Source organism: Saccharopolyspora antimicrobica (genome assembly GCF_003635025.1).
GTDB classification, from domain to species: domain Bacteria; phylum Actinomycetota; class Actinomycetes; order Mycobacteriales; family Pseudonocardiaceae; genus Saccharopolyspora; species Saccharopolyspora antimicrobica.
Genome location: NZ_RBXX01000002.1, coordinates 3,165,478 through 3,192,106, shown reverse-complemented (window position 1 = coordinate 3,192,106; position 26,629 = coordinate 3,165,478). Strand labels below are relative to the sequence as shown.

Annotated in this window: 28 protein-coding genes; 18 read left to right on the top strand and 10 right to left on the bottom strand. The window is 69.3% G+C overall.

Annotated elements, in window-relative coordinates; genetic code table 11:
- Nucleotides 1-180: 180 nt before the first annotated feature.
- Entirely contained in the window at nucleotides 181-1,332 is a 1,152-nt protein-coding gene (locus tag ATL45_RS15545; protein ID WP_246025364.1) for an FAD-dependent monooxygenase, read from the bottom strand.
- 199 nt (nucleotides 1,333-1,531) lie between these two features.
- Between ATL45_RS15545 and ATL45_RS15540 the strand changes: the two genes are divergently transcribed.
- Entirely contained in the window at nucleotides 1,532-2,653 is a 1,122-nt protein-coding gene (locus ATL45_RS15540; protein ID WP_093145615.1) for a 5-methyltetrahydropteroyltriglutamate--homocysteine S-methyltransferase, read from the top strand.
- Between the two features lie 12 nt (nucleotides 2,654-2,665).
- On the opposite strand, the gene ATL45_RS15535 is transcribed toward ATL45_RS15540, so the two are convergent.
- Nucleotides 2,666-2,863: a KOW motif-containing protein gene (locus ATL45_RS15535; RefSeq protein ID WP_093145614.1), complete on the bottom strand. Its 198-nt coding sequence runs from the start codon at nucleotides 2,861-2,863 to the stop codon at nucleotides 2,666-2,668.
- 151 nt (nucleotides 2,864-3,014) lie between these two features.
- Between ATL45_RS15535 and ATL45_RS15530 the strand changes: the two genes are divergently transcribed.
- From ATL45_RS15530 to ATL45_RS15500, 7 genes are all read left to right on the top strand, one after another.
- A complete protein-coding gene (locus tag ATL45_RS15530; RefSeq protein WP_093145613.1) occupies nucleotides 3,015-3,635 on the top strand; it encodes a YigZ family protein in 621 nt (206 codons plus the stop codon).
- Nucleotides 3,636-3,775: 140 nt separating this feature from the next.
- Nucleotides 3,776-4,237, top strand: coding sequence for an SseB family protein (locus ATL45_RS15525; protein ID WP_093145612.1), 462 nt, complete (start codon nucleotides 3,776-3,778; stop codon nucleotides 4,235-4,237).
- A complete protein-coding gene (locus ATL45_RS15520) occupies nucleotides 4,238-4,720 on the top strand; it encodes a hypothetical protein (RefSeq protein WP_093145611.1) in 483 nt (160 codons plus the stop codon). It begins immediately after the preceding gene.
- A complete protein-coding gene (locus tag ATL45_RS15515; protein ID WP_093145610.1) occupies nucleotides 4,720-6,627 on the top strand; it encodes a putative T7SS-secreted protein in 1,908 nt (635 codons plus the stop codon). Before ATL45_RS15520 ends, ATL45_RS15515 begins: the two co-directional genes overlap by 1 nt.
- Complete coding sequence (locus ATL45_RS15510) at nucleotides 6,624-7,295, top strand: hypothetical protein (protein WP_246025363.1); 672 nt, start codon at nucleotides 6,624-6,626, stop codon at nucleotides 7,293-7,295. The genes ATL45_RS15515 and ATL45_RS15510 overlap by 4 nt, the downstream gene beginning before the upstream one ends.
- A gap of 95 nt (nucleotides 7,296-7,390) precedes the next feature.
- Nucleotides 7,391-7,642: a hypothetical protein gene (locus ATL45_RS15505; protein WP_093145609.1), complete on the top strand. Its 252-nt coding sequence runs from the start codon at nucleotides 7,391-7,393 to the stop codon at nucleotides 7,640-7,642.
- 62 nt (nucleotides 7,643-7,704) lie between these two features.
- Nucleotides 7,705-8,304, top strand: coding sequence for a type VII secretion system-associated protein (locus tag ATL45_RS15500; RefSeq protein WP_121505349.1), 600 nt, complete (start codon nucleotides 7,705-7,707; stop codon nucleotides 8,302-8,304).
- 86 nt (nucleotides 8,305-8,390) lie between these two features.
- Here ATL45_RS15500 and ATL45_RS15495 read toward each other — a convergent pair whose 3' ends face one another.
- Nucleotides 8,391-9,002, bottom strand: a complete 612-nt coding sequence (locus ATL45_RS15495) for a TetR/AcrR family transcriptional regulator (protein WP_093145607.1) — start codon at nucleotides 9,000-9,002, stop codon at nucleotides 8,391-8,393.
- Between the two features lie 116 nt (nucleotides 9,003-9,118).
- Between ATL45_RS15495 and ATL45_RS15490 the strand changes: the two genes are divergently transcribed.
- Entirely contained in the window at nucleotides 9,119-10,264 is a 1,146-nt protein-coding gene (locus tag ATL45_RS15490; protein WP_093145606.1) for a DUF418 domain-containing protein, read from the top strand.
- Here the strand turns inward: ATL45_RS15490 and ATL45_RS15485 are convergent.
- Nucleotides 10,164-11,036, bottom strand: a complete 873-nt coding sequence (locus ATL45_RS15485; protein WP_093145605.1) for a helix-turn-helix transcriptional regulator — start codon at nucleotides 11,034-11,036, stop codon at nucleotides 10,164-10,166. The two genes, ATL45_RS15490 and ATL45_RS15485, sit on opposite strands and share 101 nt — an antisense overlap.
- A 102-nt stretch (nucleotides 11,037-11,138) precedes the next feature.
- Here ATL45_RS15485 and ATL45_RS15480 point away from each other — a divergent pair, with 102 nt between their 5' ends.
- Both ATL45_RS15480 and ATL45_RS15475 read left to right on the top strand, forming a co-directional pair.
- Nucleotides 11,139-11,537 (top strand): nuclear transport factor 2 family protein, encoded by a 399-nt coding sequence (locus tag ATL45_RS15480; RefSeq protein ID WP_246025362.1) that lies wholly within the window; start codon nucleotides 11,139-11,141, stop codon nucleotides 11,535-11,537.
- 130 nt (nucleotides 11,538-11,667) lie between these two features.
- Nucleotides 11,668-12,492, top strand: coding sequence for an NmrA family NAD(P)-binding protein (locus ATL45_RS15475; RefSeq protein WP_093145604.1), 825 nt, complete (start codon nucleotides 11,668-11,670; stop codon nucleotides 12,490-12,492).
- Here the strand turns inward: ATL45_RS15475 and ATL45_RS15470 are convergent.
- The gene (locus tag ATL45_RS15470) at nucleotides 12,404-12,952 is read right to left on the bottom strand and encodes a phosphatase PAP2 family protein (protein ID WP_170210251.1); all 549 of its coding nucleotides are present in this window, start codon (nucleotides 12,950-12,952) and stop codon (nucleotides 12,404-12,406) included. The genes ATL45_RS15475 and ATL45_RS15470 overlap by 89 nt on opposite strands.
- Nucleotides 12,953-13,044: 92 nt before the next feature.
- Between ATL45_RS15470 and ATL45_RS15465 the strand changes: the two genes are divergently transcribed.
- Both ATL45_RS15465 and ATL45_RS15460 read left to right on the top strand, forming a co-directional pair.
- Nucleotides 13,045-13,581: a chorismate mutase gene (locus tag ATL45_RS15465; protein WP_093145602.1), complete on the top strand. Its 537-nt coding sequence runs from the start codon at nucleotides 13,045-13,047 to the stop codon at nucleotides 13,579-13,581.
- Nucleotides 13,582-13,638: 57 nt separating this feature from the next.
- A complete protein-coding gene (locus ATL45_RS15460; RefSeq protein WP_093145601.1) occupies nucleotides 13,639-14,550 on the top strand; it encodes an LLM class flavin-dependent oxidoreductase in 912 nt (303 codons plus the stop codon).
- Nucleotides 14,551-14,658: 108 nt separating this feature from the next.
- Here ATL45_RS15460 and ATL45_RS15455 read toward each other — a convergent pair whose 3' ends face one another.
- Nucleotides 14,659-15,651, bottom strand: coding sequence for an aldo/keto reductase (locus ATL45_RS15455; RefSeq protein WP_093147115.1), 993 nt, complete (start codon nucleotides 15,649-15,651; stop codon nucleotides 14,659-14,661).
- A gap of 113 nt (nucleotides 15,652-15,764) precedes the next feature.
- On the opposite strand from ATL45_RS15455, the gene ATL45_RS15450 reads away from it, so the two are divergent.
- Nucleotides 15,765-16,622 carry a helix-turn-helix transcriptional regulator gene (locus tag ATL45_RS15450; RefSeq protein ID WP_211841234.1) on the top strand — a complete coding sequence of 286 codons (858 nt, stop codon included), beginning with the start codon at nucleotides 15,765-15,767 and terminating at the stop codon, nucleotides 16,620-16,622.
- A 61-nt stretch (nucleotides 16,623-16,683) separates the two neighbouring features.
- Here the strand turns inward: ATL45_RS15450 and ATL45_RS15445 are convergent, their stop codons facing one another.
- Both ATL45_RS15445 and ATL45_RS15440 read right to left on the bottom strand, forming a co-directional pair.
- Entirely contained in the window at nucleotides 16,684-17,844 is a 1,161-nt protein-coding gene (locus tag ATL45_RS15445; protein ID WP_093145599.1) for a serine hydrolase domain-containing protein, read from the bottom strand.
- Nucleotides 17,845-17,923: 79 nt separating this feature from the next.
- Entirely contained in the window at nucleotides 17,924-18,688 is a 765-nt protein-coding gene (locus tag ATL45_RS15440; RefSeq protein WP_093145598.1) for an SDR family NAD(P)-dependent oxidoreductase, read from the bottom strand.
- An 81-nt stretch (nucleotides 18,689-18,769) separates the two neighbouring features.
- On the opposite strand from ATL45_RS15440, the gene ATL45_RS15435 reads away from it, so the two are divergent.
- From ATL45_RS15435 to ATL45_RS15425, 3 genes are all read left to right on the top strand, one after another.
- A complete protein-coding gene (locus tag ATL45_RS15435) occupies nucleotides 18,770-19,363 on the top strand; it encodes a TetR family transcriptional regulator (protein ID WP_093145597.1) in 594 nt (197 codons plus the stop codon).
- 34 nt (nucleotides 19,364-19,397) lie between these two features.
- Complete coding sequence (locus ATL45_RS15430) at nucleotides 19,398-19,940, top strand: flavoprotein (RefSeq protein WP_093147114.1); 543 nt, start codon at nucleotides 19,398-19,400, stop codon at nucleotides 19,938-19,940.
- 434 nt (nucleotides 19,941-20,374) lie between these two features.
- Nucleotides 20,375-22,246, top strand: a complete 1,872-nt coding sequence (locus ATL45_RS15425; RefSeq protein WP_170210250.1) for an N-acetylmuramoyl-L-alanine amidase — start codon at nucleotides 20,375-20,377, stop codon at nucleotides 22,244-22,246.
- 53 nt (nucleotides 22,247-22,299) lie between these two features.
- On the opposite strand, the gene ATL45_RS15420 is transcribed toward ATL45_RS15425, so the two are convergent.
- Nucleotides 22,300-22,809, bottom strand: a complete 510-nt coding sequence (locus ATL45_RS15420; protein ID WP_093145595.1) for a hypothetical protein — start codon at nucleotides 22,807-22,809, stop codon at nucleotides 22,300-22,302.
- A 686-nt stretch (nucleotides 22,810-23,495) separates the two neighbouring features.
- On the opposite strand from ATL45_RS15420, the gene ATL45_RS15415 reads away from it, so the two are divergent.
- Nucleotides 23,496-24,950, top strand: coding sequence for an HNH endonuclease signature motif containing protein (locus tag ATL45_RS15415; protein WP_246025361.1), 1,455 nt, complete (start codon nucleotides 23,496-23,498; stop codon nucleotides 24,948-24,950).
- A gap of 740 nt (nucleotides 24,951-25,690) precedes the next feature.
- On the opposite strand, the gene ATL45_RS15410 is transcribed toward ATL45_RS15415, so the two are convergent.
- Nucleotides 25,691-26,626 (bottom strand): PDR/VanB family oxidoreductase, encoded by a 936-nt coding sequence (locus ATL45_RS15410; protein WP_246025360.1) that lies wholly within the window; start codon nucleotides 26,624-26,626, stop codon nucleotides 25,691-25,693.
- Between the last annotated feature and the right edge of the window lie 3 nt (nucleotides 26,627-26,629).

The window sequence follows — 26,629 nt, the reverse complement described above, 5'->3', positions numbered from 1 at the left end:
GCGGGCCGTCGCGCTTCCAGCGACGATCCGCAATTTCCATTGAAATCGGACACCCAATTTCAATGGAAATTGCACGCCCTGTCGGCATGTCGCGACCCGACACGCCGACGGACGTCGGGAACTCCGCGATTTCAATGGAAATCAGACGTCTGATTTCCATTGAAATCGCGGCGGAACGGGTCAGGCGGCCTGGATCGCGGGGCGCGGGGCGAAGCCGCGCAGGACGTTGCTGCCGGAGCGCAGGGAAGCCACCTGGCTGCGGGTGGCCAGCCAGCCCGGGAACTTCGCCAGGCGTTGCAGCGGCGTGCTGCGCTGGGCCGAGGTCAGGGCCGCCGTGCGGGACACCTTGAGGGCCCTCGGGCGGCGTTCCTGCTCGTAGGCGCGCAGCCGGGGCGCCAGGTCGTCGCCCGCGCCCGACAGGTACTGGGTGAGCAGCCAGGCGTCTTCCAGCGTCTGGTTGGCCGCCTGCGCCACCGCCGGCGGCATCGCGTGGACGGCGTCGCCGAGCAGCGTGCTGCGCGGGCCGCCCCAGACGTGCGGGACCTTGTGCCGGATGTGCGGGAAGAAGCCCAGGTCGTCGTCGGTGACCGAGGCCAGCAGTTGCTCGACCGGATCCGGCCAGCCCGCGAAGACCGCGCGCAGGTCGGCGACCGAGAGCACCGGGTCGCCTTCCTTCCACGGCATGTCGAACCACCAGTGCAGCAGTCCGCCGCCGGTCGGGATCAGGCCGCAGTGCGCGTTGCGGCCCGCGATGTTCAGCGTCTGGTGGCCGTGCGCGACGGGCAGGTCGCTGCGGGTCAGGCCCTGCCAGCTCGCCCAGCCGGTCGGCTTGGCCGGGTCACCGCCGAGCAGCTCGCGGCGCACCACCGAGCGCTGCCCGTCGGCGCCGATCAGCAGGTCGCCGACGGCCTTGCTGCCGTCGTCGAACTCCACCGCGACGCTGTCCGGCCGTTCCACGACGCCGACGCAGCGGCGGCCGAAGTGCAGCACCTCCGGTGGCAGCGCGGCGGCCATCTCGGCGATCAGCTCGCGGCGCGCGATCTGCACCGTCGGCGAGCCGAGGCGTTCGGTGACCTCGCCGAGGTCGGCTTCCCACAGCAGCCGGCCGGAGTCGGTGAGCGAGCGCAGGCTGTGCAGCTTGCGGCCGGACGGTTCGATGTCGATGCCCAGTTCGCGCAGCGCGGCGGTGCCGTTGCTCCACACCGTGATGCCCGCGCCGCTGGTGCGCAGGGTGTCGGCGTGCTCGAAGACCTGGACCTCGTGGCCCTGGCCGAGCAGCCCGTTGGCGATGGCGAGTCCTCCGACTCCGGCTCCGATCACGAGAACTCGCATCGTCTCCATCCGTCAGCCCCGACGTCAGTTGTCCCGGTCGAGTTTATCCAGCGGACCGGTAGTACCGATTTGTCCTTGCTCACAGCCATCACCAACGAGCAACCCGGCCACGGGTCACCCCGACGGTCGCCGGACCTGGCGAAACGGTCACCGCGGGAGCGGTCTGGGCACGATCGCATTAGCAAACTATCGTGCGGCCATGAGCCCTCGCGTCTCCCCACCGTTCCGCGCCGACCACGTCGGAAGCCTGCTGCGCCCGCAATCCCTGCTCGACGCCCGCGACGACCACGCCGCCGGCCGCATCGACGACGCCGAGCTGCGGCGGGTCGAGGACGAGGCGATCACGCAGGTGGTGGCCATGCAGGAGGAGATCGGCCTGCACAGCGCCACCGACGGCGAGTTCCGCCGCAGCTCCTGGCACATGGACTTCCTCTACCAGCTCGACGGCGTGGAGCGGGTCGCCGACGCCAGCCTCAAGGTGCAGTTCCGCAACGAGCAGGGCGACGTCGAGTTCGCCACGCCCGACCTGCGGGTCACCGGCCGGATCGGGCTGAGCCGGACGATCTTCGCGGAGGCGTTCACCGCGCTGGCCGAGCGGGTCACCACCGCGACGCCGAAGCTGACCATCCCGTCGCCGGGCATGCTCTACTACCGCGGCGGCCGCGCGTCCATCGACGAGGCCACCTATCCGGACCTGGCCGAGTTCCGCAGCGACCTGGCCGCGGCCTACCGCACCGAGGTCCGCGGCCTGGCCGACCTCGGCTGCCACTACCTGCAGCTCGACGACACCAGCCTGGCCTACCTCAACGACCCGGCCCAGCGGGCCCAGCTGACCGCGCGCGGCGACGACGCCGAACGGGCCCACCTGCAGACCATCCAGCTGATCAACGAGTCCCTGCGCGGGCGGCCGGACACCCTGGCGGTGACCACGCACATGTGCCGCGGGAACTTCCGCTCGTCGTGGGTCGCCGAGGGCGGCTACGACTTCGTCGCGGAGGCGCTGTTCAACGAGCTCGAAGTGGACGGGTTCTTCCTGGAGTTCGACGACGAGCGCTCCGGCGGCTTCGAACCGCTGCGGTTCGTGCCGAAGGGCAAGGCCGTGGTGCTCGGCCTGGTCACCACCAAGCGCGGCGAGCTGGAGTCGAAGGACGCGCTCAAGCGCCGCATCGAGCAGGCCGCCCGCTACGTCGACATCGACCAGCTGTGCCTGTCACCGCAGTGCGGTTTCGCCTCGACGAAGGACGGCAACTCCCTGACCTACGAAGAGGAAGTGGCCAAGCTCCGCCTCGTCGCCGAAACCGCCGCCGAAGTCTGGGGCTGACTGGAGTGGAAATCAGGCCGCTTCGAGGAAGCGGCCTGCTACCAGGCCGGGGTCTTCGGCTCCGTCGAAGCGGACCCACAGGACGGGACCGTCGAAGACTTCGGGGAGGCCGGTGGCGGTCTCCACGACCGTGCCGACCTTGTCGCGGAACCGGCCGAACGTGGCGCGGACCCGCGCGCCTGGTTCAAACGGGTTCGAGGACTGCTCCATGAGGGGGGACGTTACGTGGCCGCGGGCCACAACGGAAATCGCCGTCCCCCTAATGCCACCGCACCGCGTTGACCTGCGGCATTGCCACGGTGGGAGGATGGGGGAACAGCCCAGCGGGGCCGTGAGCAACGCCACCTTCCGAAGGGGACAGATGCGCACCATCACGCAGTCCGGTGAGCACGAGCTGGAGGTCAAGAAGTCCCGGTTCCGCTGCGCGCTGGCCCGGGTGACCGATGAGGCGCAGGCCCGGGAGTTCATCCAGCAGCGCCGGAAGCTGCACCACGACGCGCGCCACCACTGCTCGGCTTTCGTGCTCGGCGACCTCGGCGAGATCCAGAAGTCCAGCGATGACGGCGAACCGGCGGGCACCGCGGGCGTGCCGATGCTGGAGGTGCTGCGGCACAACGAGGTCACCAACGCGGTGGCCGTGGTGACCAGGTACTTCGGCGGTGTGCTGCTCGGCGCAGGCGGGCTGGTGCGCGCCTACGGCGGCGCGGTGTCGGCGGCGCTGGAGCACGTCCGGCTGGTCGAGCGCCGCCCGGTCCGGACCGTGACGACCGAAGTGGACTACCTGCTGGCGGGCAAGCTGGACAACGATCTGCGATCGGCCGGTTACCAGGTGGTCGACACCGAGTACCAGGACGTGGTCCGCTTCCACGTCAACGTCCCGGTGTCCGAAGTGGACGCCTTCGGCACCTGGCTGGCGGAGACCACCGGCGGCACCGCCGAAGCCACCCCCGGCGCCTTGACCTACGCCGAGGTCGCGTTCTGATCACTTACCACCGAACGGTCTAATACTTTCTATGGTCTAAGCCACTGGGTTTTTCACTACAAAACGCCCAGAGATCGGCTAGCGTCACCACTCGCTGTGATCGACTGATTCCGGGGGGAAGTGTGTCTACGGCTGTGTCCATGCTGGATCGGCCGCCGATCGTCCGGGAAGCGCTGCGGTTCCGCCGCGCCCTGGAGCGGCCGGAGGACCTGGTGGCGACGTTCCGCAGTGCGGCCGTGTACCTGGAATGCGTTTCCGAGCCGCCGACCGTGCCGGTGGTGCAGGTGGACGACGTCCCGTGGCTGCCGGTGTTCTCCGACCTGAGATTCCTGGCCGAGTACCGGCTGCAGCGTGGCGAGGCCGGCGAGGTCGAGTACCTGCTGCTGGCCGGTGCCCGGTTGCTGGACAGCTACCTGCCAGGAATGCCGCAGGGCACCAGTGTGCTGCTAGATCCAGCGCAGGCGCACTCCGTGGCGCTGCCCGCACTGCACGGCATCACACCCGCGTCGGTCGCAGTCGACCGCGACCAGCCGGAACGACCGGTGGCCGCGATGTCGCCGTATGAAAGACCCGTGGTGCGTGCTTGGGGAGGGACGCTGTAAATGGGGGATCACAACGGATTCCAGGTCGATCTGGAAGCGCTGGGCCAAGCAGCGCAGGGGGTCAACGACGCGATCGCCGCGCTGGAAGCCGAACTTCCGTGGCCGGTGAAGAAGCTGGGCAACGACGGCCACGGCGTGGCCATGATGACGTTGAGCGACAGCGATGCCGGGTCGGTGCTGCTGGCTTCTGCGCTGCGCAAGTTCTGCGGCAAGTGGAACTACGGGGTGAAGTTCCTCGTGGAGGAAGGTGCCGCGGCAGCGGCGGCGTTGTCGGACACCCGCTCCGGTTATGAGAAGGCCGAGCAGGCAGCACTCGACGCGTTCAAGAAGATCCTGGGCGCCGCGGCCGACGACCCGATGGCCGATCTCAACGCCGCACCGCAGAAGTCCATCGAGCAGTTCGCCGTGGACCTGACGCCTGAGGGGCTACCGCAGCAGGCGGTGTCCCAGGTCCTCGGGGTCGACACCAAGGCCGGTGGCTGATGGCACCGGACCCGAAGGCCGAGGTTCCCGGCGAGCTGCCCGCCATCGACGAAACCCTGACCACGATGACCAAGCTCGGCACCGCGTTCGAGAACGCCGGGCAGGGCTTCCAGAAGATCAGCACCGACGGCTGGAAAGGCGCCACCGCGGACGCCTTCCAGGACTACTACCAGCAAGAACCGCCCAAGTGGTTCCGCGCGGCCGACGCCTTCACCGACTCCGCGAAAGCGCTGCAGCAGTACCGGGACACGCTGGCCTGGGCGCAACGCCAGGCGGAGCAGGCATGCGCGGACATCGAAGCGGCGGAAAGGCAGAGCGAGCGGGCCTTGGCGCAGTACGAGAAGTCCGATGCCACCGGTCCGTTCGAAGACCCAGGCGCAGCGGCTCGCCAACAAGCCCAAGCAGCCCTCGACGACGCCAAGAAGCAGGTCGAGGAAGCAGCCAAGAAGGCAGCGGCCGTCCTGCTGAAGGCGGCTGACGAAGCACCACCGCAACCCGGCCTGCTGACCCAACTCGGCAGTGCGCTGGGAGACATCGGCCAGAACGTCGCCGAAGCCTACGGCGACTTCTGGCGAGGCAGCTTCGAAGGCGGCCTGGAGATGATCCAACAGCTCCGCGCGATCACACCGTTCGACCCGTACAACATGACGCACCCGTCCAAGTACGCGGAGAACATGAGCAACCTGGTCTCCAGCACCTTCGCAGCGGGCAAAGCCTTCATTACCGACCCCGTCGCCACGACCAAAGCAATGGCCAGCGCTGGCATCGAAAGCTTCACGAAAGACCCGTTCGGGTCCCTCGGCAAGCTGGCACCAGAAGCAGCCGCCGGCCTGGTGACCGGCGGAAGCAGCACAGCAGGCTCGGTCACGCGCAAGGTCCTCGGCGAGCTCAAAGACGGTCTCACCCCGGACACGCGCAAAGCCGACGACTGGAACTGGACCCCGGACTCACCCGCCTCACCGCCGAGCCCACCGCCCGCGCCGCGGCCCGAACCCGTGCCGCAGAGCCACCAACCCAACACCAGCACCCCCTCAGGGGGCTGGGACCACCCACCAACCCCGAACCACAGCACCCCGCCCCCGCCACCCCACCAAACAACGGGCAGCTGGACCGACACGAACCCCTCCCACACCGACTACAACCGGACTCCGGACCACACCACGTCGCAGCTGTCCTATGGGCACACGCCGGAGTCGGCCGGGCATCACATACCGGAAGCACCGTCAGCGGAGCAACGCGTCGTGAACGAAGCTCTGGCAGAGGTGCGTGAACACGGCGACGGCATCCAGAAGTTCGATGACCGCTATGGTTTCGAACCAGGCACGAAGGACTTGCCGGAAGGCTTAAGCCGGGACAATCCCGATCCATTCGGCAACGACGCCTGGCAGCGGCCTCGCGACTTCGACGCCCCGGAGTTCATCCACCGCAACGTCGACCCGTCCGACGAGGCGAACGCGTTGTGGCGCGCCGTGCACTCCCAAGACCTGGACCAGATCTTCCGGGAGGGGATCGCGCCCCGCGATCCGGATGGCAGGGCCGACATTGCTGCGCTGGATGGTCACGTTGGGGGAGCCACGAACTCCCGTTTCGTTTCCGCCACCGACAGCCTGGAGCACGCGCTCCAGCGCGGGCAGAACCGCCCTGACGACTACGGGGTCATCCTCAAGTTCCGCACGGGCGGCGGTATCGATGTGGACGCGACCATGCACGACTACCTTGGAAACAGCCGGTACGGGTACACCTCGCACGGGGAGCGCGAGTTCGCGCTCAAAGACGGCGCGCACCCCTCGATCATCGAAGGCGCTTATCGCCCGACCTCCTTCGGTCCTGATGGGAAACCGACCGGATATGAATGGGTGCCCAACCCGTACTTCGACGAAAGCATCCTCCGAAAGGGAGCACGTTGACCTCTCCTGATTCAGACACGACGTGGGACCGCGCCACGGTCCTCGGACCGTTCCCGCTGCCCGCCATCGATGACGCGATGCGGGACCGCGCCCGCAAGCTGGCGGGCAAGGCCCGCTGGCTGATCTTCGAGGACCCCGCGGCCCCCGTGGATCAGCCGGTGGCCAAGAGCGCGATCCAGGGCGGCTACGAGGTCGACGAGGCGGGTGAGCTGACCGGCAGGTACAAGATCAGCCCCTTGTACCGGCCCTCGGAACAGGTCGCCGGCCTGCTCCTGGACACCATCGTCGACACGGTGCTGTGGCGTGCTTTGCACGGCTACAACCCGCTGGGATACCTGGTGGACACGCTCTTCCGCACGGAACTGGCGTTGTACTCCTCGCACGAAGGAGACACCCAACTCCACATCACCCGCGACCGCCAAGGACTGCCGGAGCTGACCGCGTTCACCAGCCCCGCCCGGCTGCCCACCAGCTGGGCACACCACCACCTCGTACCCGGGTGGACACTGATCGACACGATGGGCGGCGGACCGGTATTCCTGAACCTCAATCCTGCTACACCACTGTCGCTGAAGATCATGATCCGGGACTGGGCTCTGCTGCTCACCGACCGGAGCAAGCAGGGGCGCGACCTCGGCCCCATTCCGTTTGGGGATCACTTCGGCTGATAACCGGAATCGACGTCGCACTCCCGTCCATCCGTGGATAACCCCTACCCCGACCGACAACCACCATGCGAGGACTAACACAAGGGAGTTAAGTCATGACCCCTGAAGAGATTGCAGCAGACATGGCAGAGATCTGTCGGCGCAAGTTGCCCAAGCGGGAGGACGTCGACCCGGAGATCAGAAAGGAGACCGAGGAGGCGATACGGTACATGAACGAAAAGATCGCTCGCGGTGAAGTACTGAAGTCGTGGAGCAAGGAAAACTTCCCCATCGGACTCGACAAGAACATGGAGCCGTTCCCCCTCACGAGCTCAGACCAAAAGGGGAAGGACGACGAAAGCAAGTGAGGCCGGGGCGCAGACGGAGCACGTACGAGCACTTATGCCTCCGAAGTCGTGGACGTCATGGAATGGCCAGCCCCGAGATCACTGACGACATGCGTGCACGAGCCCGGTCGCGCCCTGGTGCACGCCTGTACGTCACTGATTCGGAGTTCGATGCGCGCGGGGAAGTGCCACCGTGGGGGATCCGCGGCGCGTTTGAGACCGACCCCACCACTGGCACTATCGGGAACTGGGTCGCCAACCCCAACTACCGCCCAGGGCCGAAAATGCGCGGTTGGCCCGATCCCACGAATGCGGTGGAGCGCGCCTTGGAGCTCGCCGCCAGCGGTTACGGCCCCGGTACTGGAATCGCAGCCGCGCTGGCGACCGCCAGCGCGCACGTGGTGGTAGTCACGGATCACGCGGCACCAGACCAGCTCCCGGTCAGCACCGACACCAACGGGCGGCGAGCCTTGTACGCCTACACCAGTCCTCACCGCGTTCCACCGCACGTCACTGCACCGCGCGTAACCATTGCGATGCGCAGTCTGGCCAAACTGCTCGATCAGCCGGACATGCACCTGGCGCTCAACACCGACTCCGCCCCTGGCATCGTGCTGTCCGGCCGCGATCTGCTCACGGCAATGATCACCGCACGGCGACGCGAGATCAACGAAGGCGCATGATCCAGACCAGATCAGAAGGGTCGGCAAGCTTGGATCATCTACCGAGACCGGCTTTCTTCTCCGTCGTGCGACACCGTCGGGCAGAGCTAGTCCTTTGCGGACTTCGTGAAGACGCGGTCCAAGTGGTAGTCGATCGTGGCTATTGCTTCTTCTCCCGTCCGGTGGCCGAGGAGGAGGCCCACCGAGAGGCCGTCGGGGATCGACAGGAGGATTTCCGCCTCTCGGGCCGGGTCGAGGTCGGGCGGTAGCTCTCCGGATTCCTGGGCCGTTCGCAGCTCGCCGGTGAGCCAGCGCTCCAGCTCCGGCCACCACTCCCGGTACATCGCGGCCAGTTCGGGCGAGCCGAGCGCTCGCATGAAGAACGCCAAGTGCGTCAGGAACTCCATGCGGCTGTCCTCGGTGAGCGCCAGCATTTCGAGCATCACGGTGCGCACGATCTTTCGCGCCGACGGCCGCTCGCCCTGCCGGCTCAGCGCGGCCACGATGCGCTCACCAGCACGTTTGGTCACGTGGTCCATCGCGTGCAGGAGCATCTGCTCCTTGCTCTTGAAGTAGTGCTGCACCGCGCCCATCGAGATGCCGGCTTCCGCCGCGACGTCGCGCAGGCTCACCGCCTCCAGCCCGCCGCGGCTGGCCAGGCGCAGCAGCGCCTCGGCGATCTGGGTGCGCCGCGCTTCGTGGTCGACCTGTTTCGGCACGTCACCAACCTTTCCAATGCAACTGCATTGCAAAACCGGCGCCCGACTGTTTACCATGCAGTTGCATCGTAACCCTCCGTCACAGCGCCGGAGTGCTTCCGACAACTGGGGAACCCATGACAACACTGCAACAGGCGCCCACCTCGACGCGGATAAGCTCGCTCGACGTCATCCGCGGTGTAGCGATCCTAGGCACCCTCGGCACCAACATCTGGATCTTCACCAACCCGCAGGGCCCGGCAGCCGCCCTGAACATCACGCTCGACGGCGGCGCTTCGTACGTCGAAGCGGCGCTGCGCTGGCTGGCCAACGGGAAGTTCCTCGCGCTGCTCACCCTGCTGTTCGGCATCGGGCTCGAACTGCAGTACCGCTCCGCGAAGCGGCGCGGTGGCAAGTGGCCCGGCTGGTACCTGTGGCGGGCCGGGCTGCTGTTCACCGAGGGCCTGCTGCACTACGTGCTGATCTTCGAGTACGACGTGCTGATGAGCTACGCGGTGACCTCGATCCTGGTCGCCTACCTCATCGGCCGCAGCGACCGGGCGCAGCGCGGCTGGATGATCGCGATGGGCACCGTGCACGTGGCGTTCATCGGCCTGACCACCCTCGGGATGCTGCACGGCGACGTGTCGCTGTCCACTCCGCCGACCGACCTCTACACGCACGGCAGCTACCTCGAACAGCTCACCGGGCGCCTGACCGAGTGGGGCATCTACCGCGCGGAGGCCATCTTCGTCATCCCGCTGTCGACGCTGCTGTTCCTGGCCGGTGCGCGGCTGTACCGGGCCGGCGTGTTCAACGCCGACCAGCAGCGGCTGCGGAACCGGTTGATGCTGTTCGGCTTCGGCATCGGCGTGCCGCTGAACCTGGTCACGACCTTCGCCGGGCCGGAGTGGTTCATGGTGGACCGCTACATCCTGCCGCCGGTGATCGCGCTGGGCCTGCTCGGCCTGATCCCGACGGTGCTGGCTTCGCTGCGCGGTGAACCCGGTGTGCTGCGCCGAGGTCTGACCGCGGTCGGCCGGACTGCGTTGTCCTGCTACGTCTTCCAGAACCTGGTCGGCGCTGTGCTCTGCTACGGCTGGGGTTTGGGGCTGGCCGCGCAGTTCGACTGGGCCCGGCCGTGGTGGGTTGTGCTGGCCTGGGCGGCGATCTGCGCGACGTTCATGACGCTGGCCTCGTTGTGGCTCCGGCGCTTCGAACGCGGTCCGCTCGAAGCGGTGTGGAACTGGGCCTATCGCCTCCCGCAGCGCTCAGCGCGGTAAGGGCTTCGTGGGATCGAGTGCCCGGTTCCGCCGTCAAGAAGATCAGGCGGTGGGCGCTGTTCGGAGCGTGCAGGACCTGGGCCTCCAGGTCGAGCTCGCCCAGGTCCGGGTGCTCGATCCGCTTGCGCAGGGTGGGGCGGACCTGCACGTCGTGATCGGTCCACGACGCCGCGAACTGCGCGCTGAACTCGGCGTACTCGTCGGCCAGCCCGGTGATGCGCCGGTCGTCCGGGTGGCGGGCGGCGGCCAGGCGCAGGTCCGCCGCCGCCTGCCGCACGAACTCGTCGCCCGCTGAGGAGCACCGGCCGCCGCGCATCGCCATCCGCAGCACGTTGCGCTCCTCCGGCGGCAGCGCGGAGAAGTCCGCGATCAAGCGCACTGCCAACGCGTTCCACGCGACCACGTCGTAGCGCTCGTCGACGACGTACGCGGGGACCGGGCCCAGCCGGTCGAGCAGCCGCAGCACGCCCTCCGGCACCGGCTCGTCGCGCGCCGGAGGCGCCTGCCCGGCCAAGCGGGCCAGGTGCTCCCCCTCCGCCTCGGTCAGCCGCAGCGCGGTGCCCAGGGCCGCGAGCACCTGCGTGGACGGGCGCGGGGCGCGGGCTTGTTCCAGGCGCTCGTAGTAGTTCGTCGACACGCCGGCCAGCCAGGCGACTTCCTCGCGGCGCAAGCCCGGCGTGCGGCGACGACCGCTCACGCTCAGCCCGACCTCCGCGGGTCGCCGGGCCTCCCGGCGGCGGCGCAGGAACTGGGCCAGTTCGAGCTTGTTCACCGGACCAGCCTGCCACGATCCCGGCCTGCGCAGCCACGGACCGCTGGTCCGGGGCAACCGCGGCCCTGCCTGCCGCCGCGCCGGGCGGGAAACGTGGGTGGCGTGGAAGCTGCAGAACTGTTCCAGCGGGCTTTGGACCTGCTGCTGGCCAAGGACATGGCCGGATTCGTCGACCTGTTCACCCCGGACTGCACCGTCGAGTTCCCGTTCGCCGAGAGCACCCCGGCGCGGCTGACCGGGCGGGAGGAGCTGCGCGCGTACCTGGCGGACTACCCGGACCGGATGGACATCACCGGATTTCCCTCGGTCGTGGTGCACCGGACGACCGACCCGGCGACGATCGTCGTCGAGTTCAGCGCGCACGGGCGCACCGTGGCGACCGGCGAGGCCTACGAGATGCGCTACGTCTCGGTGTTCGTGGTGCGCGACGGCGCCTTCGCGGAGCTGCGCGACTACTGGAGCCCGGTGCGGGCGGCACGGGCGATGGGAGCCGGCGCATGACGCCCCTCGTGTCGAGTCCTGCTCAACCGCACCTCAGGGGAACGTGATGCAACCCAGCCACAAGAACCCGCAAAACGCGAGATCGATCCCGGACGCAACCACCGCTGAAAAATCTCGGAGAGGCGGGACAGTGCTGGTCACCGGCGGCACCGGGAACACCGGTCGGCCGCTGGCGGAGCTGCTGCGCGGGCGCGGAATTCCGGTGCGGATCGCCAGCAGGCACCCCGGTCCCGATCCCGATCACGTGCGCTTCGACTGGTCCGATCCGCGCACTCACGGCCCTGCGCTGGACGGCGTCGAGCAGGTGTTCCTGGTGCCGCCGATCGGTGTGCTGGAACCGATGCCGCTGGTCGAGCCGTTCCTGCGGGCCGTCGAAGGGCGCCGGGTGGTGCTGCTCGGGTCGTTGGCGGTGATCCCCGGGCTCACCGGGCTGCGCGATCACGTCGCGGCGATGCCGGACTCCACCGTGCTGCGCCCGTCCGGGTTCATGCAGAACTTCACCGGCCCGCACCCGGTCGCGGTGGACCTGCGGGAACGCGGGGTGATCCGCACCGCGACCGGCAACGGCCGGGTGGGCTGGATCGACGCCGCCGACATCGCCGCGGTCGCCGACGCGGTGCTCGCGGCGGACGAGATCGCCCGCGAGTACGTGCTCACCGGTCCGGAAGCACTGAGTCACGCCGAGGCCGCGGCGATCATCTCCGAGGTCACCGGGCGGCCGGTGCGGCACGAGGACATCACGCCGGAGGAGCGGATCCGGCAGCACTCCACGGCGGTGCCCGCGGACTTCGCCGCTGCGCTGACCGCCATGGACCTCGACATCCGCGCCGGATCGGAGGACCTGGTCACCTCGGTGGTGCCGGACCTCACTGGGCGCCCGGCGCGGGCGTTCCGCGACTTCGCGCGCGCCAACCGAGCCGAGTGCACACCACCGCCACCACCGCTCCCAGGATGAAGCCCGCGAGCACGTCGTGCGGGTAGTGCACCCCGATGAAGATCCTGGTGAAACCCTCCAGGACGGCGATCGCGAAGACCGGCAACGCGATCCGCCGCCACTGGAGGGCCAGGGCGACCGCGAGCGCCGCGGCGGCCGTCGAGTGCCCGCTGGGCAGCGACCAGACGCTCACCTCCGCGCACGCCCTGATCGTCTCGATCGGCATCGCGTTGCACGGGCGCGGTTGCTGGAACACGTCCTTGATCAGGCCGGCGAGCACCCAGCCGAGGGCACCGGCCAGCAGCGGGATCAAGTGCTGCGGGCGATGCCCCGCGCGCCACCACGACAGGACGGTCAGCGCGGCCAGCACACCGAGCAGGGCCTGCGTCGCGAACAGCACGACGTGGTGCACCCACAACGGGGTCCCGGCCGCCCAGCTCACGATCGCGCGGTACCAGTCCGCGCTGAGGTCGATCAGCACCAACCCGAGAATACCGGCGCGGGAGCGGTGGCAACGGGTTGCGCGGTGGGCAATACTGCTCCGCGGCCTGATCGTCGACCCGGAGGTTCGCCGTGCGATCGCTGCTCGTCACCGGTGCCGTCATCGTCGCGCTCGCCACCCCGGCGCACGCCGACCCCGACTCGCTCGACCCGCTGCTGCACGCGGCGGCGGAGCGCGTGGCCACCGCGGACCAGGTGGCCGCCGCCAAGTGGGGCACCGGCCAGCCGATCGACGATCCCGCCCGCGAGCAGCAGGTGCTCGACGCGGTGGCGCGCAAGTCCGCCGAGCTGGGCCTGGACCCCGCGGCGGCGCAGCGGATCTTCCGCGACCAGATCGAGGCCAGCAAGGTCGTGCAGCACGCCCTGCACGACCGCTGGGCCGCGAGCCCCGACGAGCAGCCGACCGAACGTCCCGACCTCGGCGAGATCCGGCCGGTCATCGACCGGCTGAACGACGAGATCCTGCTGGAGCTGCGCGACACCCGGCAGCTGCGCGAGCACCCGTCGTGCAAGGGCCGGCTGGCGGGCTCGTTCAACCGGACCCGCGCCGAGCTGGACCACCTGCACACCACCGGGCTCGCGCGGGCGATCCCGTCGGTGTGCTCTTGACCTCCAGCGCGCTCTAAGTCTGATCCTGGGTAGGAGCACCGACCCCAGGAGCAGCAGATGGCTATGGAGATCGGGATCTTCCTGCCGCAGATGGAAATTCCGGCGGTGGAGATCCGGGAGGCCGCCTACCACGCGGTGGACGTCGAACTCGACTCGGTGTGGTGCGGTGACCACCTCGCCGACGGAGTTCCGGTGCTGGACGGGATGCTGGCGCTGGCGACCGCTGCGGCGGTGACGGAGTGCATCGACATCGGCTTCGCCGTGTACCTGCCCGCGCTGCGCACGCACGTCTGCGCGGCCAAGCAGATCGCGACCCTGCAGCACCTGACCGGCGGCGACCGGCTGCACCTGGGCATCGGCGTCGGCGACCACGACAGCGGCTGGGACGCCGTCGGCGTCGACCCGGCCACGCGCGGCGCGCGCACCGACGAGTTCCTGCAGCTCCTGCCGTCGCTGCTGGCCGGCGAACCGACCTCCCTGCCCGACGGGCCCACGGTCCACCTCTCCCCTCCGGTGCCCGCGCCGCCGCTGTGGATCGGCGGAACCTCTCCCGCGGCGATGCGCCGGACGGCTCGGTACGGCGACGGGTGGTTCGCCGCCCTGCACAGCCCGGAGGAGATCCGCGCCAAGTCCAAACGGCTGCGCGACCTCGCCGAGCAGCACGACCGCCCGGCGCCCCGCCTGGCCACCGTGGTCCAGTGCGCGTTCGCCAAGCAGCCGGACCCGAAGCTGGGCGAGAACCTGGCCGGCGAGGTCGCGGCCACCTACGGCATCCCGGTCGAGGCGGCGCGCGGCGCCACCTGCGCGGGAACCCCGGCGCAGGTGGCGGAACAGCTGGCGGCCTACGCGGAGGTGGGCGTGGAGAAGCTGGCCGTCGCGGTGACCGGCGACTGGCACCACGGCTGCGAGTTCCTCGGCGAAACCCGCCGCCTCCTCAGCCCGGAACCCCGTCCCAGGTGCCGCACCTGACGGGCTCGCGCGTCCCGCTTCGGTGGGCGGATCCGTGAGTGCTTCGGGGCGCTGTAGCACCCCAAAACGCTCACGGGATCAGGTGAAACGGAGCCATTTCCGGCCGCGTCACTCGCGGCCCGCGGCGGTGAAGGACATGTCCGCGTAGCGGGTGCCCGCGACCTGAGCGGCGATCGGTTCCAGGTCCGCCAGGTCGGCCGGGGTGAGGGCCAGGTCCGTCGCGCCGAGGTTCTCGTCCAGGCGGGTGCGGCGGCGGGTGCCGGGGATCGGCACGACCGTCAGGCTTTCGTGCGCGTGCAGCCAGGCCAGCGCCACCTGCGCCAGCGTCGCGTCGTGGCGCTGCGCGACCTCGCGCAGCGGCTGCAGCAGTTCCACGTTGCGGGCCGCGTTCTCGCCGGAGTACTGCGGGAAGTTGCGGCGGAGGTCGCCATCCGGCAGGTTCTCCGCCGCCGCGAACGCCCCGGTGAGGAAACCGCGGCCGAGCGGCGAGTACGGCACCAGGGCCACGCCCAGCTCCGCGGCCGCGGGCACCGCCGTGTCCTCCACGTCGCGGTTGAACACCGACCACTCGCTCTGCACCGCAGCGATCGGGTGCACCGCGTGCGCCGCGCGGATCTCGTCGCCGGTCACCTCGGACAGCCCGAGGTGGCGCACCTTGCCCTCGGCGACCAGCTCCGCCATCGCACCGACCGTCTCCTCGATCGGCACCGACACGTCGCGGCGGTGCATGTAGTACAGGTCGATCTCGTCGACGCCGAGCCGCCGCAGGCTCGCTTCCGCCGCCGAGCGGACGTAAGCCGCATCGCCCCGGAAGCCGCGGTAGTGCGGGTCGTCGGCCTTGCGGACCAGGCCGAACTTGGTCGCCAGCACCACCTGCTCGCGGTTGGCCCGCACGAACGGCGACAGGAACTCCTCGTTGGCACCCATCCCGTAGATGTCGGCCGTGTCGAACAGGGTCACGCCGCGCGCCAGCGCGTGCTCCAGCGTGCGCCGGGCCTCGTCCTGGTCGGTGGGGCCGTAGAACTCGCTCATCCCCATGCAGCCGAGGCCCTGCGCCCCGACCACCGGACCGGAGCCCAGCCGAACCTGCCGCAACGTCATCTCGTCATCCCCTTCGTCGGTCCTCCGATGGTCGCCGGGTTCACCGCCGCGCGGCAGGTCGCGCTTCTCCTGGGAGTGGCACACCCAGGCTGGGCGCGTGGCAGCATCGAATGGTGAGCAATGAGCTGGGCAGCTTCCTGCGGGCGTGCCGCGACCGCCGCAAACCGGGCGACGTGGGCCTCCCGTCCGGTACCGGTGTGCGGCGCACACCGGGGTTGCGGCGCGAAGAGGTCGCCGCCATCACCGGGATCAGCTCGGACTACTACACGCGGCTGGAGCAGGGCCGCGAGCGCCACCCGAGCGATGCCGTGCTGGAGGCGCTGGCGCGAGGGCTGCTGCTCGATGCAACTGAGCGCCAGCACCTGCACAACCTCGCACGACACGCATCGGGCGCCCGGAACCCGGAGCAACCGGAGGCCGAGGCCGTGCGGCTGAGCGTGCTGCGCCTGCTCGACACGCTGGCAGGGCCCGCCTACGTGCTGAACCGCCGCAACGACATGCTGGCCGCGAACCCGGCCGGACTGGCACTGCTCGCCGACATCGACCAGTGGCCCGCGCACCGCCGCAACACCACCCGCTACCTGTTCCTGCACCCCACCGCGCGCAAGCTGATGGCGCCGTGGGCCGAGATCGCCGAGAACTCGGTGGCCGACCTGCGCGCGACCTTCGGCGACAACCCGGCCGACACCCGGCTGAAGGCGCTGATCGACGAGCTGGCGCTCAAGAGCGAGGAGTTCCCGGCGATGTGGGCGCGCCACGAGGTGCAGCCGAAGTCGGTCGGGATCAAGAACTTCGACCACCCCGCGGTCGGCCCGATGTCCCTGACCTACGAGGTCCTGGGGATCTCCGGCACGGACCAGCGGATCGTCGTCTACCAAGCCGAACCGGACACCCCCGACCACGACGCCCTGGAGCTGCTGAACCTGGTCGCCCGCCGCGACCACCCGGCGGTGCCCGAACACCGCACCTGACGGCCGGGCGGCGAACCGAGGCCGGTGACCGATAGGTCCACAGTGGACCTGCTCTTGCGGCTCAGTCGCCCAGTGCCTGGTAGGCGGTGGTGGTGAAGTCCTTGAAGCAGTTCGGGTAGCCGGATTCGTCCATCGCTCGTTGGGTGAGCAGGACGCCGACCAGGTCTTCGGCCGGGTCCGCGAACGCCGTCGTGCCCAGGCCCCCTGACCAGGTCTGGGTGCCGGGGGTCGACAGACCCGTGCGCCGGGTGATCACGGCGTGGCCGAAGGCCCAGCCCACATCGGCGTCCAGGAGCGGTTGTGCGGTCAGCTTCTGCTGCTCGGTGAGCTGATCGGTGCGCATCAGCTCGACGGACGCGCGGGACAGGATGCGGTGCGCGCCGTTGCGGCCGCCGTTCAGCAGCATCCGGTAGAACGCCAGGTAGTCGTCGACGGTCGACACCAGGCCGCTGCCACCTGCCGGGAAGCCCGGCTGCGCGTCGCGCGGATCGTCGCGCGGCACCGGCGCTCCCGATGCATCGGACTCGTAGCTGGCGGCCAGGCGGTGCGCCTGATCGGCGGGCACGTGGAAACCGGTGTCCCGCATGCCCAGCGGTTCGAAGATCCGCTCTCGCAGGAACTCCGCGAACGGCCGTCCCGATGCGCGTTCGACCAGCACGCCCAGGACGTCGGAACCGGTGGAGTACAGCCACCGCTCGCCCGGCTGGTGGGCCAGCGGGAGTTCGCCGAGGCGGCGCATCCACTCCGCCACCGACAGCTCCGAGTTGCCCGGCCCCGGCGCCAACCCGGCCTCGGCCAGCGCCTGGAAGATCGGCGGCTCGCCCGGCACGTAGCCGAGACCGAAGCGGAAGGTCAGCAGGTCGCGCGGGGTGATCGGCCGGTTCGCGGGAACCGTCTCGGTCAGCGGTCCGTCCAGCCTCGTCAGCACCCGGCGGTCGGCCAGCTCCGGGAGCAGCTGGTCGACCGGGTCGTCCAGCCGCAGTTCGCACTCCTCCACCAGGATCAGCACCGCGGCGGCGGTGATCGGCTTGGTCATCGATGCGATGCGGAAGATCGCGTCCCGGCGCATCGGTTCGCCGCCGAACTCCCGCGCACCGAGCGCCTCGATGCGCGTCTCACCGCGCCTGCTCACCGCAGCCACCAGACCCGGCATCGTCCCGCTGTCCACGTACCTGGACAGCACCTCTCGCAGGCGCGCCAGCCTGACTCCGGAAAACCCCACGACTCCTCCTGGACTTCGGCCCGCGAGCTTCCCGCGAAAGCTACAACGCGGCAGGCTCACGGGCCGAATACCGTTGGGGTCACATGTGGGTTCCGCCGTCGACGCGGAGCTCGGTGCCGGTGACGAAGGCTCCGTCGTCGGAGGCCAGCGCCGCCACCAGGCCCGCGACCGTCTCCGGCGGGGCCATGCCCTTCATGACCACCGGGTAGAGCTTGGTGAACAGGCTCATGTCCGCGTCCTCGGGCAGGCCGGGACCGCGGCCGGTGGTCATGCCGCTGCTGATCGAGCCGGGCGCCAGCGCGACCGCGCGGAGGCCCTGCGAGGCGTATTCGCTGGCCAGCACGTGGGTGAACGACTGGATCCCGCCCTTGGAGGCGGCGTAGGCGGCCATGTAGGGGTGCGCGAAGCTCGCCGAGGTCGAGCTGAAGTTGACCACCACGCCGCGGCCGGACTCCAGCAGCGCGGGCAGCGCTTCCCTGGTCACCAGGAACGTGCCGGTCAGGTTGATCTGCAGGATCGAGTTCCAGAACTCCAGCGTGGTCTCGTGGGTGTGCGCCGAGCGCAGGACGCCCGCCGCGTTCACCAGCACGTCGAGCCCGCCGAGCTCGGCCACCGCGCCGGCCACGCCCGCGCGCACGGCGGCCTCGTCGGCGATGTCGACGGTCATCGTGGTCAGGCGCTCGGCGTTGTCCGCCGCCGCGGCCTCGGTCGCCGCCAGCCCTTCCTCGCTGCGGTCCAGCGCGGCGACCCGCCCGCCTTCGGCGAGGATCCGCTGCACCGTGGCCTGCCCGATCCCGGAGCCAGCGCCCGTGATCAGCACCCGGCGGTCCGCGAAGCGTTCCATGACTGTCCCCTTCCCTCGTTGACACGACGTGTCGATATGGCACAACGTGCCACATCGGCAGTTTGTTCCTAGACTGGGGGTGTGAGCCTCACCGAACGCCGCAAGGCGGCCACCCAGCTGGAGATCGCCCGCGCGGCCGCCGCGCTGTTCGCCGAGCACGGCTCCGACGGCACGACGGCCGAGTCGATCGCGGAGCGGGCGGGCGTGAGCCTCCGCACCTTCTACCGCTACTTCCGCACCAAGCAGGACGCCGTCGCGCCCCTGCTGAACTTCGGAGCCCGCCGCTGGCAGGACCTGCTGGCCGAGACGCCCGACGACGTCCCGCTGCCGGAAGCCCTGGAACGAGCGGCGCAACGCGCGATGACCGTCCGCGAAGCGGACGAGGCCGGCTCCCTCGAATGGACCCGCGGCCTCCTCCGCGCGGCGGTCGACGACCCGGCCCTGCGCACGGTGTGGGCAACGGTGAACCAGGACTCGGAGCAACAGCTCCTGCCGCTCCTCGCCCAGCGCATCGGCGCGGAACCGACCGACCTCCGAGTCCGCCTGACAGCGGCGGCGGCCACCACGGCGATCCGCGTGGCGGTCGAGACCTGGGCGGCGGCGGAAACCGAATCGCCGCCGGTCGCGGACCTCGCCGCCCACTGCATGCGAAACCTCACCGCCGGGCTCGCGTGACAAGACGGTCGGTGGGGCGCTGCATACTCGGGTGGTGCGGACTCTCGGGGTGATCGGTTGCGGGGCTGGCGGGGTTGAGGGACTTCGGGGTGAGCTCGTCGAGCCCGCCATCGACCGGGGCTGGCAGGTCGCCGTCACCTTGACGCCGACCGCGGGTGAGTGGCTTCGGGCCATCGGTGAGGTGGAGCGTATTTCGCAGGTCACCGGGCTGCCTTGCCGGGTCGAGGCGCGGTTGCCCGGGGAAGGGCGGCCGCATCCGGACATCGACTGCTACGTCGCCTGCCCCGCCACCGCCAACACCGTCGTCAAGCTCGCGCTGGGGATCGCCGACAACCAGGCGCTGACCACGCTCGGCGAGGCCATCGGAACTCCGGAGGTGCCGGTGGTGGTGTTCCCGAAGATCAACGCCACGCAGGTCCGGCACCCGGCCTGGCAGTCCCATGTGGACACGCTGCGGGCCGCCGGAGTGCACCTCCTGCTCGACGACCAGTTCGCCGCGCACGGCCCGCGCAGCGGGAACGCGCCCGGGATCCCCTGGTCGGAGGTTCTCGACACCGTCGAGCGCATGACCGCCTAGGCGCCCCGCTCGAACTCCGCGAAATCGGACCGGATCGTGTTGTGGAACGCGGTGATCAGGCCGTCCTCGACGATCAGGCTGAGTACCTGCTGAACAGACATGCGCCGATCCTGCTACCTCGACGGCGCTGGAGGTCGAGCGCCGGTGAACCATCGGGGGCGCGGGGAGCGTGGATGTCTTGAGGGACTGCGCCGCTCCGACCAAGCAGAAAGGCTCCTCAGCGATGTCCCGGGAATCTGGGAGAACGGGCCCGACCGGGGACCGTCGCGACGTAAGCTCTTGATCACTTCCGGACACGCCGCCTCCCCGGACTGGCAGGTTCCGCGATGGCGGCGCGGGAACCTCAATCCTCCACTGAGGACATCCGCGATGGAATTAGCGAGGTAGCAAAGACCTTGACCACCAGAAAACCCCGCTGGTGGCGAGCTGCCGCGGTGACGGCCGCTGCCACCGGTCTGCTGGCCGGTGCCGCCCAGCCCGCCGCAGGCACCTCACCAGACGAACCACGCTCCACCGAGCAGCAGGCCTTCGAATCGGCCGCCGCCGAGTTCGGCGTCCCGGCGCCGCTGCTGCTGGCCACCTCCTACCAGCTCACCAGGTGGGAGGACCACCGCGGCGAGCAGAGCAAGGCAGGCGGCTACGGCCCGATGCACCTCACCGAGGTCGACTTCGAGCAGCTGCGCCGCGAGAACCCCAAGCTGAGGAAGCTCGCCGACAACCCCACCCTGCACACCCTGACCGAGGCCGCCGAACTCGTCGACCTCCCACCGGAGCAGGTCAAGCGCGATCCGGCGCAGAACATCCGGGCCGGTGCCGCGCTGCTGGCCGAACGCGCCAAGCAGCTCGGCGACGGGCAACTGCCCAACACGCTGGGCGGCTGGTACCCGGCGGTCGCGGAACTCAGCGGCAGCCCGCAGGCCAGCGGCGCGCGGTCCTTCGCCGACTCCGTCTACGAGGTGCTCGACAGCGGCCGCAGCCGCACCACCTCGACCGGTCAGCAGGTCGGCTTCGCCAAGATCCCCGAGGTGACGCCGGACCGCGACCTCACCGGCACCAACCTCGCCGACGTCCAGGCCGCCCGGGTCGAGCCGAAGGCGGAGTGCCCGGCCGAGCTGGACTGCAAGTACATCCCGGCCGCCTACGCGCCGACCGACCCGGAGGACCCCACCGGCGGTTACGGCAACTACGACACGGCGAACCGGCCGAAGGACGTCCGGATCAACTCCATCGTCATCCACGACACCGAGACCTCGTACCAGTCGACGATCTCGCTGTTCCAGAACCCGGCGCACGGCTCGGCCTCGCACTACGTGATCCGCTCCTCCGACGGTGAGGTCACGCAGATGGTGCCCACCAAGGACATGGCGTGGCACGCGGGCAGCTGGGACCGCAACATGCGCTCCATCGGCATCGAGCACGAGGGCTGGGCCGCCGAGGGAGGCACCTGGTACACCGAGCAGATGTACCGCTCGTCGGCGCAGCTGGTGAAGTACCTGGCGGACAAGTACGACATCCCGCTGGACCGCGAGCACATCCTCGGCCACGACGAGGTCAGCGCCGACAAGCCGGAGCAGGCAGGCGGCGAGCACTACGACCCGGGCCCGTACTGGGACTGGGCGCACTACATGAACCTGCTCGACGCCCCGCTGGACGGCGACACCGGCGGCGACGACGTGGTGACCATCTTCCCCCGGTTCGACACGAACCGGCCGGTGGTGACCGAGTGCCCGCCGAAGGAGGAGTGCCGCGAACTGCCCTCGCAGCCGGCGAACTTCCTCTACCTGCGCAGCGCCCCGCGCGACGACGCCCCGCTGCTCAGCTCGGCCTCGGTGCACCCGGACGGCTCGCCCGGCACCACCAGGATCGAGGACTGGTCGGCCAAGGCCACCGTCGGCCGCCAGTACGCGGTCGCGGAGCGCCGCGGCGACTGGCTGGCGCTGTGGTTCGACGGCAAGAAGGCCTGGCTGCGCGACCCGGGCGGCGTGAACACCGCCCCGGCCGACGACGCCGAGCTGGTGACCCCGGTGCGCGCCGACGTCCCGACCTACGGCATGGCCCTGCCGGACGCCGACGAGTTCCCGAACGGGCTCGACCCGCTGGTGATCAAACCGCTGCCGTACAAGCTCCCCCAGGGCCAGGTGTACGTCGCGGGCCGCGCGAGCCGGGCGATCTACTACAACGTCGGCTACGACGGCGTGAACGACCCGAACAACCACAAGGTGGTCCTAGGGGGCGAGACGTACGTCCCGATCTCCTACAACCACCGCTGGGTCTACGTGAAGGAATCCGACCTCGAAGAGGCCTGATCCCGGCACGACGAGTGGGCGCGAACGCTGCGGCGTTCGCGCCCACCGCTTTTTCAGCTCCCGACGGTGCTGTGCCAGTATGCGGCGTTCTCGCTGCTCTGCTTGAGGACCCGGTCGGGCGCCGGTGGCGCCGGCCAGAACTGGAGCAGGTAGCGGTCCACCAGCGGCTCGTCGGCCGCCCGGGTGTCCAGGTCGTTCGCCTCGTCCATCCGTACCGCGTGGTAGCGGGCCCGGTACTCGAACCCGTCCAGGTCGAGCGGCCAGCTGCCCTCTCCGCCCCAGCAGACGAGCTCGACGTCGCCCAGCGGCTGGTACGAGGCCTCGACGATCTCCTCCCAGGTGTCGTCGACCGGTGGGGCCTGCTCGTGGAGTTCGACGGTGAAGCCGACTTCTCCCGTGTGCAGGCCGGTGATCAGGAACAGCCCACCGCGCTCAGCCGCGCCGAGCAAGCCGTTGCGCTGTCCGGCGAAGGACTCCTGCAGGTCTAGGTGCTGACCTCCGCTCTCGACGTATATCTGCCCGTAGTGGACCCACACCTCGCCGTCGAACAGTTTTCTCGACATGGCGGGATCATCGCTTAGACCCCTGACGTTCGTTGGCGGCGTCGGGGTGGTCGATGTCTTTGGCTGGTTTCGTCGTGTTCGGTGGGGCTGTGGTGCGCCGCTTGCCGTATTGCGGGTGGTTGGGGCTTTTTCTGTTGTGTTGCGGTGGGGGTCATCCCCGTGGTTTGGGGGATTGTGGGGGCTGTGATCCGGATGTCAAGCCCGGCCTGGCGGCCGCCCCTTCGGGGTTGGCAGGCTTGACATCCGGACCACAGCCCCGTTTTGGCTTTATGTCACGGGGATGACCCGGTATGGAACGGACCCCGCCATCTTGGACACCTTGCGGGGAGCGTGGTGGCCGAGTCCTCTGCCGGTTTAGTCGTGGGTTGCTCCGCCACCGGCAGGTCGTGTGCCGGGTCGCTGTGGTGTGCGGGCTGGCGGTTTGGGCTTCTGGGGTCTGGCTGTCGACCGACCGACCGGCCTTAGTCGTCGACGCAGCAGCGAAAACCAGTGCAGTCCTAACAGGACAGTAGCGAATTCACGTTTCTGTGCGGGCAAAGGCCACCGACACGCCGATCATTGACCTTCCAATATTTGCGGCTTCTGGTACCAGCTAAGGATTTTCGTGTTTTAGCCGTGTTGTGATCACCTGATTGTGCGACGGTTATTCGCTCGAAACCACGTTCGATTCTTGAGAGAATTGATGCATGACACCGCTGATGACCACCCAGGACGCGACGCCCGCCGCTGGCGCGGGTGCGGTCGTGTCCGCCTTGCCCGCGTGGGACATGCCCACGCCGGGCGGGTCGTGCCCGCCTGCGGTGACCTCCCTGACCGATGAGGAACTCGCGACCCGGATCGGTGAGGTGGAACGGCAGATTCGTCAGGCGCGGATGGAGCAGCTGCGGTTGATCGCCGAGGCCGACCGCCGCCGCCTGCACGCCGCTCGTGGTGTGCGCTCCACGCAGGTGTGGCTGAAGAACCTGCTCAACATCGACGGCCAGGACGCCACGAACCGTGTCCGTATCGCCACCGCCACCTTGCCGAACACCGGTGAGGACACCGACAACGCCGCTGGTGTCGCTGGGCCGGAGGTTGCGCTACCGGCGACCGGACAAGCACTCGGTGAGGGTGTGATCGGGCTGGAGCACGCGCGGGTGATCTCCCGCTGTGTGTCCCGGCTGCCTGAGCACGCCCAGCACCGTGCCGGTGAGGTGGAACGGTTGTTGGTGGAGAACGCCTGCCGTCAGTGCCCCCGTGATCTGGCCAAGCTGGCCGACCGGGTGCGCTACATGCTCGACGCCGACGGTGCCGTCGCGGACGAGCAGGCCCAGTTCGAGTCCCGAGAACTGCACTACGCGACCGCTCGTGACGGGATGCTGGTGATCAAGGCCCGGCTGGACCGCGAGACCGGGGCGAAGTTCGTCACCGCCCTGCGCCCGCTGGCCGCGCCGCGCCCGGAGGCCGACGGGGTCAAGGACCCGCGTACGGTTGGGCAGCGCAACGCCGACGGCCTGGCCACCCTGCTCGACCTCGTGCTCGACACCGACGGGATGCCGCGTACCGGTGGGCAGAAGCCGCACCTGACGGTCACCATCGACTACACCGACCTGAAAAACCAGCTCCCCACCACCAACGGCGAGGTCATCACCGCTGGTGGGGCGGGGATGCTGGAAGGCACCGGCCAGTACCTCAGCCCGCAGACGGTGCGCAGGATCGCTTGTGACTGCGAGGTCCTGCCCATGGTCCTCGGCGGCGACAGCCTGCCTCTCGACGTGGGTGCTTCGCAGCGGACCGCCCCGACGCATATCCGTGCCGCGTTGCTGGCCCGCGACGGCGTCTGCGCCTTCCCGGAATGTGACCACCCGGCGGGAACGCCGCAGGCCCATCACATCGTGCACTGGGTCGACGGCGGCCCCACCAGCCTCGACAACATGGTGATGCTGTGTGCCCATCACCATCGCACCATCCACAACCACCACTGGCACATCCAACTGGAACGTGGCCGCCCGGTATTCACACCACCGGCGAGTGTCGATCCGGCACGCACGCCCAGGCCTGGCGGGAGAGCTCAACCCGCCACGCACCACCACGCCCTCCGCCGCCTGAACTCATCACCGGAGGGCGGGCCGCCAGCGGCCAGACCGCTGGCGAGCACCTGACGACCTCACCCGACCCCTGGGTGGGGCACTCCGCCCTGCCCAGGGTCGGGTGAGCCGACAGTTTCGGAAGCACGGCACGCCGCCAGGCGACCTCAACCCACCACCAACACCCGAGCACCACACCAACCACACCACAAAACCTCGAAAACCAAAGAAAGAAAGGAAACCCGCCGATGACGAACCGACCCACCACCGCCCAGCCCGCAACGGCCAGCACCACTGCTCTCCGCCGCAACTCCGCGATCAACGGCCAGCCCGCGCGGCACGGCAACCCCGCACACCACCTGCCGGTGGCGGAACAACCCACGACTAAACCGGCAGAGGACTCGGCCACCACGCTCCCCGCAAGGTGTCCAAGATGGCGGGGTCCGTTCCATACCGGGTCATCCCCGTGACATAAAGCCAAAACGGGGCTGTGGTCCGGATGTCAAGCCTGCCAACCCCGAAGGGGCGGCCGCCAGGCCGGGCTTGACATCCGGACCACAGCCCCCACAATCCCCCAAACCACGGGGATGACCCCCACCACAACACAACAACATCAGTAGTTCGCACCTTGAAAACTCAAGAGTGGAAACCAAAAGAGTCGCCCGGCTTCCTGAACTCCGGCCCGAATCGCCACGCAAGACGACAGGACCCCACGTCCCGATGCTTGCAGCGACCAAGGGCCGGAGTAAACGCATCGTGAGCGGCGCTGGTACCGCCAAGCAAAGCCCACCAGCGCCGCTCACGACCCGAGACGATCAGTACAGCTCGATCACGAGTTTGTCAGTCAGCGCCCGTGAAACACAAAGGGCCATCTGATCACCGGCCGCCTTGTCCGAACTGGACAGACAGTTGTCGCGATGGTCGGGAACACCGTCGAGAACTCCCGACACGCAGGAGCCGCAAATGCCCTCCTCGCAGGACTTCGCCACGTCGATGCCGCCCTCTTCCAGCACCGAGAGGATCGAGCGGTCGGCCGGGACCTCGAAGACCTCCCCGGTGTCGAGCTCCACGGTGAACGGCGCATCCGCGCTGGTATCGACCTCGGCGGCGGTGAAGTGCTCGACGTGCACGTGGTCCGCGCCGACCGAAGGCGCGAACGCTTCGGTCACCTGCTCCATGAATCCCTCGGGCCCGCAGGTGTAGACGTGCGCGGCCGGGGTCAGCTCCGCAGCGATCCCGGCGAACAGGGCCGGTTGTTCGGCACGGGGCACACCGAAGTGCACGTTGGCGCCGAAGTCGCTTTCGAGCAGGTCGACGAAGGCCGCCTTGGCCCGGGAACGGGCGAAGTAGTGCAGTTCGAACGCGGCCCCGGTCCGGCGCAGCTCGTGGGCCATGCTCAGCAGCGGCGTCACGCCAATCCCACCGGCGACGAGGACGTGGTGGTCCGCATCCTCGGCGAGGGCCAGCAGGTTCCGCGGGGGTCCGACCTCCAGGTGGTCACCGACCGCCACCGCGTGCAGCGCGGCCGAACCGCCCCGGGAGTCGGGTTCCCGCTTCACCGCGATGAGCAGGGATTTCCGGTCGTCGGGCGGTCCGCAGAGGGAGTACTGCCGCAGCACTCCGGTCGGGCCCGTGACGTCCACGTGCGCGCCCGCTCGGTGAGCCTCGAAGGGCGCGCCGTCCGCGCGGGCCAGCCGGAGCGCGCGGATCCCGGCGGCCGCCTCGACGATCTCGACGACCTCGACCTTCATCGC

What these genes read in the sequence shown, in the direction of transcription:
- ATL45_RS15545 (WP_246025364.1), bottom strand. Translation starts at nt 1,332, where the DNA reads ATGCGAGTTCTCGTGATCGGAGCCGGAGTCGGAGGACTCGCCATCGCC.
- ATL45_RS15540 (WP_093145615.1), top strand. Translation starts at nt 1,532, where the DNA reads ATGAGCCCTCGCGTCTCCCCACCGTTCCGCGCCGACCACGTCGGAAGC.
- ATL45_RS15535 (WP_093145614.1), bottom strand. Translation starts at nt 2,863, where the DNA reads ATGGAGCAGTCCTCGAACCCGTTTGAACCAGGCGCGCGGGTCCGCGCC.
- ATL45_RS15530 (WP_093145613.1), top strand. Translation starts at nt 3,015, where the DNA reads ATGCGCACCATCACGCAGTCCGGTGAGCACGAGCTGGAGGTCAAGAAG.
- ATL45_RS15525 (WP_093145612.1), top strand. Translation starts at nt 3,776, where the DNA reads ATGCTGGATCGGCCGCCGATCGTCCGGGAAGCGCTGCGGTTCCGCCGC.
- ATL45_RS15520 (WP_093145611.1), top strand. Translation starts at nt 4,238, where the DNA reads ATGGGGGATCACAACGGATTCCAGGTCGATCTGGAAGCGCTGGGCCAA.
- ATL45_RS15515 (WP_093145610.1), top strand. Translation starts at nt 4,720, where the DNA reads ATGGCACCGGACCCGAAGGCCGAGGTTCCCGGCGAGCTGCCCGCCATC.
- ATL45_RS15505 (WP_093145609.1), top strand. Translation starts at nt 7,391, where the DNA reads ATGACCCCTGAAGAGATTGCAGCAGACATGGCAGAGATCTGTCGGCGC.
- ATL45_RS15500 (WP_121505349.1), top strand. Translation starts at nt 7,705, where the DNA reads ATGGCCAGCCCCGAGATCACTGACGACATGCGTGCACGAGCCCGGTCG.
- ATL45_RS15490 (WP_093145606.1), top strand. Translation starts at nt 9,119, where the DNA reads ATGACAACACTGCAACAGGCGCCCACCTCGACGCGGATAAGCTCGCTC.
- ATL45_RS15460 (WP_093145601.1), top strand. Translation starts at nt 13,639, where the DNA reads ATGGCTATGGAGATCGGGATCTTCCTGCCGCAGATGGAAATTCCGGCG.
- ATL45_RS15455 (WP_093147115.1), bottom strand. Translation starts at nt 15,651, where the DNA reads ATGACGTTGCGGCAGGTTCGGCTGGGCTCCGGTCCGGTGGTCGGGGCG.
- ATL45_RS15440 (WP_093145598.1), bottom strand. Translation starts at nt 18,688, where the DNA reads ATGGAACGCTTCGCGGACCGCCGGGTGCTGATCACGGGCGCTGGCTCC.
- ATL45_RS15420 (WP_093145595.1), bottom strand. Translation starts at nt 22,809, where the DNA reads ATGTCGAGAAAACTGTTCGACGGCGAGGTGTGGGTCCACTACGGGCAG.
- ATL45_RS15415 (WP_246025361.1), top strand. Translation starts at nt 23,496, where the DNA reads ATGACACCGCTGATGACCACCCAGGACGCGACGCCCGCCGCTGGCGCG.
- ATL45_RS15410 (WP_246025360.1), bottom strand. Translation starts at nt 26,626, where the DNA reads ATGAAGGTCGAGGTCGTCGAGATCGTCGAGGCGGCCGCCGGGATCCGC.